At 37.1% G+C, this 13458-nt stretch carries 12 protein-coding genes; 3 read left to right on the forward strand and 9 right to left on the reverse strand.

What is annotated here, in order from left to right:
- A partial coding sequence (locus AAHB15_RS20735; protein WP_342043224.1) for a hypothetical protein occupies positions 1–235 on the forward strand: 235 nt, incomplete at its 5' end.
- An 841-nt stretch (positions 236–1076) separates the two neighbouring features.
- Here AAHB15_RS20735 and AAHB15_RS20740 read toward each other — a convergent pair.
- From AAHB15_RS20740 to AAHB15_RS20775, 8 genes are all read right to left on the reverse strand, one after another.
- Complete coding sequence (locus AAHB15_RS20740; protein WP_335572662.1) at positions 1077–1985, reverse strand: DMT family transporter; 909 nt, start codon at positions 1983–1985, stop codon at positions 1077–1079.
- A gap of 128 nt (positions 1986–2113) precedes the next feature.
- Positions 2114–2239, reverse strand: coding sequence for a hypothetical protein (locus AAHB15_RS20745; RefSeq protein WP_335572663.1), 126 nt, complete (start codon positions 2237–2239; stop codon positions 2114–2116).
- A 191-nt stretch (positions 2240–2430) separates the two neighbouring features.
- Positions 2431–2631, reverse strand: coding sequence for a hypothetical protein (locus AAHB15_RS20750; protein ID WP_335572664.1), 201 nt, complete (start codon positions 2629–2631; stop codon positions 2431–2433).
- A gap of 150 nt (positions 2632–2781) precedes the next feature.
- The gene (locus tag AAHB15_RS20755; RefSeq protein WP_335572665.1) at positions 2782–2943 is read right to left on the reverse strand and encodes a hypothetical protein; all 162 of its coding nucleotides are present in this window, start codon (positions 2941–2943) and stop codon (positions 2782–2784) included.
- 244 nt (positions 2944–3187) lie between these two features.
- Positions 3188–4483: a Glu/Leu/Phe/Val family dehydrogenase gene (locus AAHB15_RS20760; RefSeq protein ID WP_335572666.1), complete on the reverse strand. Its 1296-nt coding sequence runs from the start codon at positions 4481–4483 to the stop codon at positions 3188–3190.
- Between the two features lie 194 nt (positions 4484–4677).
- Positions 4678–5592: a proline dehydrogenase gene (locus AAHB15_RS20765; RefSeq protein WP_335572667.1), complete on the reverse strand. Its 915-nt coding sequence runs from the start codon at positions 5590–5592 to the stop codon at positions 4678–4680.
- Positions 5593–5654: 62 nt separating this feature from the next.
- On the reverse strand, positions 5655–7208 hold the full coding sequence (gene pruA / locus AAHB15_RS20770; RefSeq protein WP_335572679.1) for an L-glutamate gamma-semialdehyde dehydrogenase: 1554 nt from the start codon (positions 7206–7208) through the stop codon (positions 5655–5657).
- Between the two features lie 394 nt (positions 7209–7602).
- Complete coding sequence (locus tag AAHB15_RS20775) at positions 7603–8994, reverse strand: amino acid permease (protein WP_335572668.1); 1392 nt, start codon at positions 8992–8994, stop codon at positions 7603–7605.
- 446 nt (positions 8995–9440) lie between these two features.
- Between AAHB15_RS20775 and AAHB15_RS20780 the strand changes: the two genes are divergently transcribed.
- Positions 9441–11150 (forward strand): sigma-54 interaction domain-containing protein, encoded by a 1710-nt coding sequence (locus AAHB15_RS20780; protein ID WP_335572669.1) that lies wholly within the window; start codon positions 9441–9443, stop codon positions 11148–11150.
- A 342-nt stretch (positions 11151–11492) separates the two neighbouring features.
- On the opposite strand, the gene pdxR is transcribed toward AAHB15_RS20780, so the two are convergent.
- A complete protein-coding gene (gene pdxR / locus AAHB15_RS20785; protein WP_342043225.1) occupies positions 11493–12503 on the reverse strand; it encodes a MocR-like pyridoxine biosynthesis transcription factor PdxR in 1011 nt (336 codons plus the stop codon).
- 361 nt (positions 12504–12864) lie between these two features.
- Here pdxR and AAHB15_RS20790 point away from each other — a divergent pair, with 361 nt between their 5' ends.
- Entirely contained in the window at positions 12865–13416 is a 552-nt protein-coding gene (locus tag AAHB15_RS20790; RefSeq protein ID WP_342043275.1) for a recombinase family protein, read from the forward strand.
- Positions 13417–13458 lie beyond the last annotated feature (42 nt).

A 13458-nucleotide genomic window follows, 5' to 3' on the forward strand; every position in this document is an offset into this window, starting at 1 on the left:
TACAGGAATGCTGCCCGTTACTTCAATAAGAAAGCTGCCTGAAATGGCAGCTACATCTTCAATACAATTTGAACATGGAACTTTTTACGGTGTAGTCGGTAAATCCTCATCCCACTCAATACCGTTTTCATCAAACAATGGGGTTAACCTTTTAATTTCATCGCTAAGAAATGTTTTGAGATTATCCCAGCTATTTAATTCATTACTAGAATACCTCTTACAGCGAAGAATTTGATTGGTCTCTAAATACATGTAACTATTCCTGCAATAAGCCAGTCCATTTCAAATCTGGAAGCGGAACCTTAGATTAAATTGTTTCATCGCAGCCATCTAGGTGCATCCCAAACAGCAGAAGGCAATTCATTTTTGAAATTGCTAATTCCATATAGTTTTTGAACACTGAGAAAACAATGTTGAAAATTGAAGAGGAACTCCAAAGTCATGATATCGATATTGCTATTATGATTTTACGTGAAGAATCGATGCAAAAACGCAATACCTCAAAGGAAGACTTACCTTCCAGATTCCGTTCCATAGTCAATACCAAGCCCATCCATGGTAGGAATGAGCTTCTATGTTTAATTGTTTGTATCCCAAAAACTTTCTTTTCTATTATAAAATAATTGAAGATTTGAGCAACTAAACGTACACGGTGATATTCTAGAAATCTCTAAGTAACTCAAATTCTACCAACTCTTATATTTCGATTACCATCTTTAATATTCAAAGCTCTTTGGGTTTTAGGAATACCTGGAAATGATATGAGGCCAGCCTTAAACAGGTCATATCCTATAAAGCTAGCAAAAAATCGTACTTCCAATCAGAAACCAGATGAATCTTCTGCCAACATTACATAACATGTTTTCATCTCTTTAATGCATCATGTTTTAGTCTTGCTCTCAAATCCCACCCAATTACCCATATCATCCAGTACTTTAATTCATAAAATGTATAGGGATTATTAGTCAAAATGCGAAGCCAGTATGAATCAACTTTGTACTCTTTGTGTCCTTTTCCATTCGCTACTCACTAAAGTGAGTAGTCTTTTTCTATTGCCATAAAAAATGCACCCAAATTCATGAGTGCTTATATGGAGTATTATTTGACCGCTTCTCTGCGACAAGAATTGCTGAATACAAAACCAATGCCATCCCTAACACCTGCCACCCCCGCAGATGTTCCCCAAGAAAAAGTACTCCAGTTAATACTGCAATGATGGGTTCTACCGTTGCTAAAATGGAAGCCTTACTAGCTTCTAAATGTTTTAGTCCTGAAGTGTACAAAACAAAAGCTGCAACCGTTGATACTAACGCTAACAATACCGCTGACATCCAAACATCTACATGTTGAAATTGATCAGTCTTTCTTACTATGTCACTTGTCAGTAGCATGAAAATACTCATATAAAGAAATGTGTACGTTGTAATTGTCAATCCAGAATACCGTTTGGTTACAGGTTTACTGAAAATACTGTACAATGCATAACAAAATCCAGATAGAATCCCCATTAACAATGTTTTCATAGGTATACCTTCTTGACCGAATGGCAGTAGACCTACAACAAATGCACAACCTGTAATAGCAAGAGCAAGTGCCCAGCCTTTACGAATGGTCAAGGGCTCTTTAAAAAAGAGCCTAGATAGGATAGTTACAAACAAAGGCCCTGTATATAAAAGGGTTACTGCAAGAGATAAACTCGATTGATAAAAAACTTCAAAATAAAAAAAATTAAAAAAAGCGATGCTAAAAATTCCCGCACCAGCAAAAAAAATATGATCCTTTAATCTAGTACGTAACTGACCACGATAAAATGCTGCCATAAGCAGAATTAAGATAACAAAGGTAAAAATACCCCGAATGGCAACTACGTCCCAAGCCGTGAAGCCGTGAGCATACAATGGAGTAATAAATAAACCAATAAGTCCCCAACATACCGCCCCAACAATTGTAGTAATATAAACTCTCAGACTTGACAGTTTTTCCATTTCATTCGCCTTTCTTGTTTGGAAGGTTAATAGTGCCCATCTTTCTTCCCCTTCTTGATACAGAATAACCGTTCCATGGTCAAAGATTTTTGCTTCCTTAGAGCCTTAATAGCTTCGATGGAATCACACTATAGCATATAATCTAATATTCTGACTTGATGACCCAGAGATGTTAGTTCCGAAACAGCGAGGTCCTTTAAAGCACCATTAAATGACTTTGAATCTGGGTGTAAGGAGATAATAAATATATTCATATTTGTATCTCCTTTAGTAATAGTTGTTTTTTAGATGTAGAGTTTGCAATAACAACCCCAGCTAATATGAGCAAAGCACCAACATACCTTGTAGTCCCATATTTTCATGCAGGAAGATAATTGCAAATATGGCAGAAAAAATATGCTCAAGCGAAAAAAAGAAACCCAGTTTTTTTGGGTGTCGTGTACTTTTAAGCAATTGGCTGCATGATACAGCCATAAGCAGAGCTTATAATTGCTAATCTAAGTATCGGAAACCACTGAATCGACGAATGAGGTAAAACAAGTGTTTCACATAGAAAGGTTCCAATGGTTGCGTAAACGCAGGCAAATGCGAGTTGATAAATCCCTAGCTGTAAGGCATCAACCTCTCGGGAAAAGTGGTTTGTCACTAATTATGTGTACCGAATATAAGAAGGTGGTAGCAAACAATATAATGATCCAAACTCAAAGCTAAAATCATCCCCAATAATAGTTAGTTTATTTTCCAAAAAAACTTTAAAGGCAAGTAGACTTCCACACCCTTATACCTAACCTGCACTTTATAAGATTGTAGATTTAACTAAATAATCATCATTAAAATAAATCACTTGGGTAAGAAATTTACAGCCTGGCGTTCTTTCAAAAGCGGCTTTTGCTTCTTTTTCAGTTTCAAACTCAAACATTGTAATGTTATTCTGGGAATGGACAGTCATAATCCACATGAAAAAAGTTCCTCCAATTTAAAAGATTATTTTTACCCTTTTCCATAGATTTATAGATAAATTTGGAGTTTATCCTACTTTAACAGGCAGTAAAACCCCTACATCAAAACAAAGACTAGATAAAGAAGCATGAAGGAGACCCTTACGCTAAGCCTTAAACCTAAGAATCGCAAACTTTGACACAACTGAAACTAAATTATCCACCAGTAGGGAAGAAGCTCCCTACTTTGGCGAATATTTTACATTATACCCAGCCACGGAAACGTGAAGCTTCAGCTGGTTTTCTAATTCCAACCATATAGGCCGCTAAACGCATATCAACTTGATGGGCCTGTGATGTTTCATAAATCGTTTTAAAGGAATCGACCATGATTTTTCGTAATTTTTTAGCCACATCTTCTCCTGACCAATAATAACCTTGATTATTTTGAACCCATTCAAAATAAGAAACGATGACACCACCGGCACTAGCCAATATATCCGGCACAAGGAGGACTCCTCTTTCATCCAAAATTTTTGTTGCTTCAAGAGTTGTTGGGCCATTTGCTGCCTCTACTACAATCGACGCTTTAATATCATGGGCATTTTGTGCTGTAATCTGATTTGAGATAGCAGCTGGTACAAGAATATCACATTCTTTTAGGAGCAATTCTTGATTCGTGATGACATTGGTAAATAAATTTGTAACAGTACCAAAACTATCGCGTCGATCAAGCAAATAATCAATATTCAGCCCTTCTGGATCATAAAGAGCCCCATATGCATCCGAAATTCCAATCACTTTTGCTCCGGCATCGTGCATGAATTTCGCCAGAAAGCTTCCTGCATTCCCAAAGCCTTGGATCACGATACGTGCACCCTGTAAATCAATGCCCCTCTTCTTTGCAGCTTCTTCAATGCAAATTACCACGCCGCGTGCTGTTGCCGTTTCACGGCCTTGTGAGCCCCCTAACACAATTGGTTTCCCTGTAATAAATCCAGGAGAATCAAACTCTCGAAGGCAGCTGTATTCATCCATCATCCACGCCATAATTTGAGAGTTCGTGTACACATCCGGTGCCGGAATATCTTTTGTAGGGCCCACAATTTGGCTAATAGCACGTACATATCCACGACTTAATCTCTCTAGTTCTCCAAAAGACATGTTCCTTGGATCACAAATAATACCGCCTTTTCCCCCACCGTAAGGAAGATTAGTGATTCCGCATTTTAAACTCATCCAAATGGATAGTGCTTTTACCTCTTCCTCAGTCACTTCAGGGTGGAAGCGTACGCCTCCTTTTGTGGGACCTACTGCATCGTTATGTTGAGAACGATAACCGGTAAAAACTTGATAGGAACCATCATCCATTCGGACTGGAATGCGCACGGTAAGGATTCTTAGCGGTTCTTTCAGCAGCTCATACATGTCACTACTATATCCTAATTTTTGAATCGCCTCTTTTATAATTGACTGAGTGGAGCTTAATAAACTTAACGCTTCACTTTTCTCAAGGTCCTGCTTTTGAACTTGATCACTAATAAGGGCTGTCGCTTTCATTTTCTACTCCTCTTATATAAGTCGTTTAATGAGAAATATTGGAGAGGTCGTTCATCTCCATATTTCTTCTTATTATCTATACCTATATTTTGCGAGTTTCTTGGATGATGTACTTTTAAAAACGAGGCTAACTTTTTGTTAAAAAAATCAGGATTCGGAAAGCGGTTTCACAAAATGGATTATTTTTGAGTACATTACTTCGAAAAGAGTCCTTTTAGAGCAAAAGTTACATTTTGCGGTCTTTCTGCCAGCCGGCGCATAAAATATCCAAACCAGTCGTTTCCAAAAGGAATGTAAACACGCATTTTGTACCCTTCTTGAACTAACCTTAGTTGTAAGTCTGTTCTAAATCCATATAGCATCTGAAATTCAAATTGATTACGTGGTATATTATTTTTTCTCGTAAATTCTTTAACTTTAGCAATAATATTGTGATCATGGGATGCAATCGCCGTATAGCTTCCGCTTAGCAAATGCTCTTCAATGATTTTTAGATAATTTTCATCGACTTTCTCTTTCTCTTGATAGGCAACTTCAGGAGATTCTTTATATGCTCCCTTTACTAAACGAAGAGAAATTCCTTTTAAGTCTTTTACGTCTTGGTGGGACCGAAATAAATAGGCCTGAATAACGGTTCCTACATTATCATATGTTTGACGTAATTCCCTCAGGATATCTAGTGTAATTTGACAATGAGCATGATCTTCCATATCGATTCGGACAAAATTGTTATATTTTTTTGCTGTTTCAAGAATTCGACGCATGTTTCCCAAGCAAAAATCCCGGTCTATATCCAGCCCCAGCTGGGTCATTTTAACAGATAAATTACTATTTCCTTTGGCTTTTGCGATCGCTTCTAACGTCCTTATATTATATTCTGTTGCTTCAATCGCTTCTTCTCTGCTGGAAACGAATTCACCTAAATGATCCAGTGTACAAACTAAACCCTTTTTATTTAATTCTTGAACCTTTTTAATAGCACTCTCGATTGTATCTCCTGCAACAACTTGAGAAGCTCCAAATCGAAGGCCCCATTTTTTCGCCGCTTTATTTAATCCTTTACTTTGGGAGGCGTAAAGAAAAACATTTTTTGAAACTTCTGCTAGCATAGATGATTCCCCCTAAGATTTTTTGTTTATAACGGGGCAACTTAACAAGCTGCCCCCATTTTTTATAGTGTTTCGCTAATAGTTTTTGCTTGCATGTGAAGGATCAGGTAGTCGGGACCTCCTGCCTTCGAATCCGTCCCCGACATATTAAACCCGCCAAATGGCTGGTACCCAACAATCGCTCCCGTACAGGTGCGGTTGAAATAAAGATTTCCTACATGGAATTCTTCTTTCGCCCGCTCAATATGCTCTTGATTGTTGGTAATTAAGGCACCCGTTAAGCCATAATCCGTATTGTTAGCAATTTCCATCATATGATCAAAATCGCGAGCTTTACAAAAAGCAAGAACCGGTCCAAAGATTTCTTCCTGCATGATACGTGCTTTTTCATCCACATCAGCAATAATGGTTGGTTGAATAAAGTACCCTTTGGAGTCGTTCCCTTCTCCGCCAGTCATCAGTTTGCCTTCTTGTTTACCAATTTCGATATATTTCATAATTTTATTGTAAGACGCCTCGCTGATGACTGGTCCCATATAGGTATTAACATCTTCAGGGCTTCCAACGGTTAATGTTTTTGTTAATGCGACTGCTTTTTCAAGTACTTCATCATAAACATCTTGATGTACCACCGCACGGGAACCTGCTGAACACTTTTGTCCAGAGAAACCAAAAGCAGAGTAAACAATCGAAGCAGCTGCTAAATCCAAATCGGCCTCTTTATCTACAACTACTGTATCTTTCCCCCCCATTTCTGCAATCACACGCTTTAACCAAATTTGACCTGGATGTACTTTTGCCGCCCGTTCATAAATGCGGCAGCCAACTTCACGAGAACCTGTAAAGGAAATGAAACGAGTTTTCGGGTGATCAACTAGGTAATCACCTATTTCGGCACCTTCTCCTGGAACATAATTCAGTACTCCCTGAGGAAGTCCTGCTTCTTCCATGATTTCTACGAATTTTGCTGCCACTACCGGTGTGTTGTCGGAAGGTTTAAGAAGGACAGTGTTTCCAGCAACGATCGCTGCTGTTACTGTTCCTGCCATGATCGCTAACGGGAAGTTAAACGGTGAAATGATAATACCTACACCAAGTGGTATGTAACCAAATTTGTTGATTTCCCCATCCCGGCTATTTACCGGCACTCCATCTTTTAATTTGATCATCTGACGGGCATAGAACTCGAGAAAATCAATTGCTTCTGCTGTATCTGCATCCGCTTCTTTCCAAGGCTTTCCGGCTTCTTTAACTAGGTATCCCGAGAATTCATGTTTGCGGCGGCGAAGAATATCTGCTGCCCGGAAAAGAATGGCTGCCCGTTCTTCTGGATCACGCTTTTTCCACGTTTCGAACGTAGAAAGCGCAACTTGCATAGCTTTTTCAGCTAATTCTTTATTTGCTTTGGAAACCTTGCCAATGACTTCTGCCTTATTACTTGGGTTGATCGAGATCGTCTGTTCATCTGTTTTAATCCGTTGACCTCCAATGATGAGCGGATACTCCTGACCTAATTGGGATTGGACCAATAACAAGGATTCTTCAAAAGCCTTTTTGTTTTCTTCATTTGAAAAATCAGTAAATGGTTCATGTTCATAAGGCTTAACCGTATTCATGTATTCTGTGATCATATGATTCTCTCCCTTTTAAGTGTAATTGTGAATGAATAGAAACCTAGTTTCTCTACTTTGAAAAAGTTATAGTTCTAAGTATCTCCCTTCTTTTATTCGATAATTTTTAATATTTAATATAAATGTATTATAAATGACATTTAACACTTTTGTACATAGTTTTTCGAAAATTGTTTAAATTTGTTTTCCTGATAAACATAAGTGTTCATTATTGATAAAAAAATACATTTTTGTTTATATTAAAAACCTTTGTTGTACCCCAAAACCTGGTACCTATTGAATTAATCAAGGACAAACTTCATTCAAAATTGTTCCTCCGGACTAAGAAGGTACACTAAAAAGCCTCAAATTTATTAAATTCGAGGCTAAATACTATAAACTATACGATCTGTTTCATTTTGTCTTTTACTAACTTAGTTGATCTTCTATTCTTACCAACAAAAAAAGAACAAACAACAAATACTGCAATTAGTGCCGTTAAATAGAATTGTGCACGGAGTGAATCAATAAATGGCATCATGATAAAAATAGTTATGATTACAAGGATAGTGGCGTATGTCAGATAAGGAAATAACCACATTTTTATTTTTAGAGCACCAGGGTTTTCTTTTTCATATTTTCTTCTTAATCGCAGTTGGGAAAATGCAATGACTAGATAAACAAGAAGTGCTACACCCCCGGAAGCATTGACTAAAAAGAGAAATATTTTATCAGGAGATAGGTAGTTAAAAATCACACTAATATAAGATATAGCAGTACATCCCAGGATCGCATAAACCGGCACTCCCTTCTTGTTTACCTTTGAAAACGCACGAGGAGCATCACCATTTTGTGCCATTGCAAACATCATACGGGAACTTGTATAAAGACCTGAATTCAAGCAAGAAAGTACGGCTGTCAAAACAATAAAGTTCATGATTTGACCCGCAGCAGGTATATTTAAAACATTAAGAACGGAAACAAAGGGATTTTTTAATAGAGTATGAGAATCCCATGGAAGAATCGTAACTAGAACTAAAATGGAGCCAAGATAAAAAATGATGATCCGATAAATAACACTGTTTGTCGCAACAGTAATGGCTTTTTCAGGGTGTGATGTTTCTCCAGCTGCAATTGCTACAATTTCACTTCCCATAAAAGAGAACATAACAACAGCAATCCCCATAAATATCGAGCTTATTCCATTGGGCATAAATCCTCCTCTATGAAGAAGATTGGTTGTCCCTGGCGAATGTACTCCGGGTATAAGACCGAATATGATGGCCCCTCCAAGAATCAAAAATAAGGCAATACTTACAACTTTGATAAGTGAAAACCAATACTCAAACTCACCAAATGATTTAACTGAATACAAGTTAGTGAGAGTTAATAAAATAGTGAGGGCGAGGCTGACAGACCAAGAAGGCAGAGAAGGAAACCAGTATTGAATGATGTTTGCACCCCCAATTGCTTCAACAGCAATAACGATTACCCAAAAAAACCAGTATAACCAGCCGATTGTATAGCCAGCCCACGGCCCTAATCCTTCTCTGGCATACGTAGCGAAAGAACCACTGGTAGGATTGACGATTGACATTTCTCCCAGCATCCGCATCACCAAAACCACAAGAAGTCCTGCGAATACATACGAGAAAATGGAAGCCGGTCCAGCTACGTTAATCAGGGAACCACTCCCGACAAATAAACCGGCTCCTATGATTCCCCCTAGAGAAATCATGGTAATATGACGAATTTTCAAGTCTTTCTTTAACTCCGTTTGCTGATGTTTCATAATCCTACACATCCTTTATAATATATTGGCTATTAAAAAATAATAGTTTACTAACATAGGAATAGTATGTAATCGTTTTCATTAGTTCGACAAAAAATAATATATTCATTTTGATACGAGGTAACCAACTGCGCTTTAAGTATTTTTAAAATTTTTTATATTTATAATTTATACAATTTTGTTTACACTTGTCAACAAAAAATAAACAATTCTGTTATTTTTAATTGATAAATATACAACTGTATATTTCTTTTACACATATGAACCTTTAACCAGAATCAATTTTTTATCCTGACTCCCCTGCTTCTTTCAAGTGGTGGATAGGGACAGTTCAACACATCCTATTACTTAGACAAATCTGTTCACCCTAATTCTATAACTAGATAATAGTGTACAAATGTGATACATTGAAAAAAATCAATGCTTTATTTGGAAGGGGGGCAAATATGTTTAAATCCGGACAAATCAATATAGATGACTCCTTTATTTTGGCAGGGCCACATACACCATTAACGGAACTAAAAAACATGCTCCTGCAATTCCATTATGTTGTCGTTACGATCAGGAAAACACACTATACCATTACAAATAGTGAATTAAATGTTGTCGCATCATACGCCGACTTAAAGACTATAGGTCTTTTTCTTGAAGAATTACAATGGATTCCTTCAACAGTCTTGACCCTATCTGAAGTGGAATCAGAAGTAGATTGGAGACGTCCTGTTCTAATAGAGGATGATGAAAGAAAACACATTATCGGCATTTTAACTGCTAGTGAATGGATTCGATATCTCCAAGTTGAAAAAAAGAAAGCAACTGCTTACTTTCACACATTAGCGGAAACTGTAAATGATGCAGTTACGGCTTTAGATCAAGATGGTAATGTAATTTGTTGGAACACGACAGCTGAAAGAACATACGAAATCAATCGTGAAAATATTCTCGGCCGGAAAATCGGAGAATATTTTCAAGCGGAAGATATCGTGTTACATCGTATATTAAATGAGGGATTCCCTGTTCGACAAGCCTATCACCGTCCTGACAATGATACTCATGTTTTAATAAACGCTTCTCCAATTATTCAAGATAATACCATTATAGGAGGAGTTGCAACGGAACAAGATATTACCAGAATTGTTCGACTCAATGAAGAATTATACGCATCGTTACCTCTGCATGTTCATCCAGAAAAACCTTTCTCTTCTATTATTGGGATTAGTCCTGAAATTAAGCAAGGATTGCAAATTGCACAGAAAGCAACTTCAGCTGATGTCCCGGTCCTCCTGACAGGTGAGCCTGGTTCAGGGACAGGGATGCTAGCACAAGCTATCCATTATGGAAGTTCAAAAAAGAACGAACCTTTTTTATCCGTTAATTGCATATCTGTTCCTTCAGGACTTTTAGAAGCAGAGTTGTTTGGATATCAAAGAAAGTCTTTTACCGAAGAGGAACAAGTCGGCCAAGCCGGGAAACTAGAACAAGCAAGCGGAGGAACCTTGTTCATTATTGACATAGACCGAATGCCAATTGACATTCAAGTTAAACTTTCAAATTATTTAGAGCATCAATCATTCCTTCGTATAGGAGGCAGTGAACTCGTCAATGCCCAAACACGCATTATTGCTTCTGCGTCACCCAGAATTGAAAAACTGGTACAGGAAGGGAATTTTCACAAAGATCTTTATTATCAACTGACCGTAATAAAAATTGATATTCCCCCATTAAGTGATCGAATGGAAGATATTGTTGAGTTGCTTCAAAAATTCATACGGGAATTTACTATAAAGTACAAGAAGCCAATGCCAAGTATTGATCCCCTAGTTATGACTGCCTTAATAAATTACGATTGGCCTGGAAATGTGCGGGAACTTCGGAATGTGGTAGAACGTTTTATCCTATTAAACGATGGTGATATCTTTACAACCGAACATCTTCCACGAGAGATCATTACCTCCACCCAGTCTTTAAATACAAATAGTGAAGCAATCCAAAATGAGCCGTCATACAAGAAAGAAGATGAATCATCTAAAGATGAATCCTTTATGATTGAAGATGCCTTACGAAAAACATATGGAAACAAAAGTGCAGCAGCAAAGTTACTTGGTATATCAAGAGGAACCCTGTACAATAAAATTAAAGAATACGGATTAGATTAACATAGTAAGCAACAAAAAAACTATTTTGACCTAGTATAAGAAATAACAGGACCATCTTAGACAGGTTATTAAATTAAATAAGGTGACAGACACCGCCTAATATTTAGATGGCGTCTGTCACCCTTTAATATTTTCCATTTTGAAAATCTGCCTTTTAGTGCTTTCTATAAACCCCCCTACTATTTTGTTTGCTGTCTCTATGACTGTCTAATTATTTAAACAAACTAAATAATATATATATTCAAAAAAAATAAAAGTTTATCGTTTAATGAAAAGCAAAATACAACCGTTCCACCACTTCCAAGAAAATGAAGTCCTGCCGGCACATCTTCAATTTTGATTTCATCTCGAAAGCGCTGCCGAAGGTCTGCTAATTAATAATTTTCTTCGCCTTTCATACTGATGGTTCATCTTTTTTACGTGCCTGGCATATTCTCCCCCTTCGATAAAATAATGTAATGTAAATAAAATAAGCGAATTGCTGTACTGCATGAAATTAGCATAATATTCTCGGTATTCCCTTAATAGGTCAGGAGGTAAAACCATGTAACTGATCCGTAAACCTGGGAGCAGTGTTTTTGAAAAAGTCCCCATGTAAATAACCCGGTGATTTCTGTCTAAACTTTGTAATGATGGAATGTTATCTGTTTCATATTTAAATTCACTGTCATAGTCATCTTCCACAATGTATCTGTGATCGCCTTTAGCCGTCCAATTTAACAGCTCGATTTGTCTGGAAATCGGCATAATTTTTCCCGTTGGGAATTGATGGGACGGTGTAACAAACACAACATTTGCCTTTGTTGCTTTAATCTCTGCCATCTTGATTCCATGGTCATCCAATGAAACAGGATGAACGGCAAAATTCATTTTTTTTAGCGTCTGGTAAAATCGGGAATAACCCGGATTTTCTACGGCAATGACAGAATCCTTGCTAATCAATTCCATCAATTGTCCTACCAATAATTGTGTCCCTGCCCCCAGAACAATTTGTTCTGGCTCACAATTGACACCCCGTGTCAAGGCGATCATACGGCAGATCGTCTCTCTCACTTCATACGGCCCCTGGGAATAGGAAATTTCTGAGAGCTCCCTTTTATAGGATTGAACCGCTCTCTCCTGACACTTCATCCATTCCTTAAACGGAAAAAACGAAATATCTGAGGCCATATGCGACAATGATAGCCAACCATCCCGGTTGACGGGTTCTTCCTTTAAATCTTTCGGCAGTTTATCTTTAAACAAATTGCCTTGTTGAACAAATTCAGTAATGTTTTCAACAAAGTACCCTTTTCGTTCAATCGTATAAATATACCCTTCCGCTAGATACTTACATTGTATAATTATCTTCATCCTTTTAACATAATTGGGTGGAGTAATTTAAAAAGTATTTTTGTCGACCTGAGCATCATAAGAGAATAACATCGTTCTTTTTCTATCACCGTCTCCATATGAACCTGTCTACGTTTTAGGATTCTTCAAAAGTAAGGTTTTATTATACTTCTTACTCAATTAAATGGCCTTTTAATTGAACAAGAAGGGTACCAGAAACGTCCGTTTATGGGGCTGGAGATTACGTTATCTTAAAACTACCTTTTTGCATTAATTCGTAGTTCCAAAACTCATTCCCAAAAACAAGGTTACATTTTTAATCCCTAACACCGTTTTTGGTACTAATATAGGTTTATAGACAACTTTTAGCAGGTGATGAATGATGATTTTTGGTTACGCACGTGTAAGTATAGAGGAACAAAATTTGGATATGCAAATTGATGCACTTACACGATTTGGAGTCGAAAAGATTTATAAAGAAAAAATGATTGGAACTCGAAAAGATAGACCTCAATTAGAAGAGCTTCTAAAAGTTTTACGAAGTGGTGACAAAATTGTTGTATATAAACTTGATCGTATATCACGTTCTACAAAACATCTAATTGAACTTAGTGAATTATTCAATGATTTAGAGGTAGATTTTATATCCATTACCGACAGTATTGATACGTCAACTGCAATGGGAAAGTTTTTCTTTCGTACAATGGCAAGTATTGCAGAATTAGAAAGAGATATTATTAGTGAACGAACAAAGTCTGGTCTGCAAGCAACAAGATCAAGAGGAAAAAATGGAGGAAGACCTGCTAAGAAAGAAGATAAAGTAGAAATGGCCGTCAAATTGTATAAGGGTAAGGACTACACAATTAAGCAAATTACAGCTGCAACTGGAATCAGTAAAACCTCACTGTATAGGTATTTAGACAAAGTACACTAGAACTACCAAGTTAAGCTAGCGTGTAAATTTCCACTTTATTTG

Origin of the sequence: Bacillus sp. OTU2372, from assembly GCF_038440275.1 — a bacterium.
GTDB classification, from domain to species: domain Bacteria; phylum Bacillota; class Bacilli; order Bacillales; family Cytobacillaceae; genus Neobacillus; species Neobacillus bataviensis_B.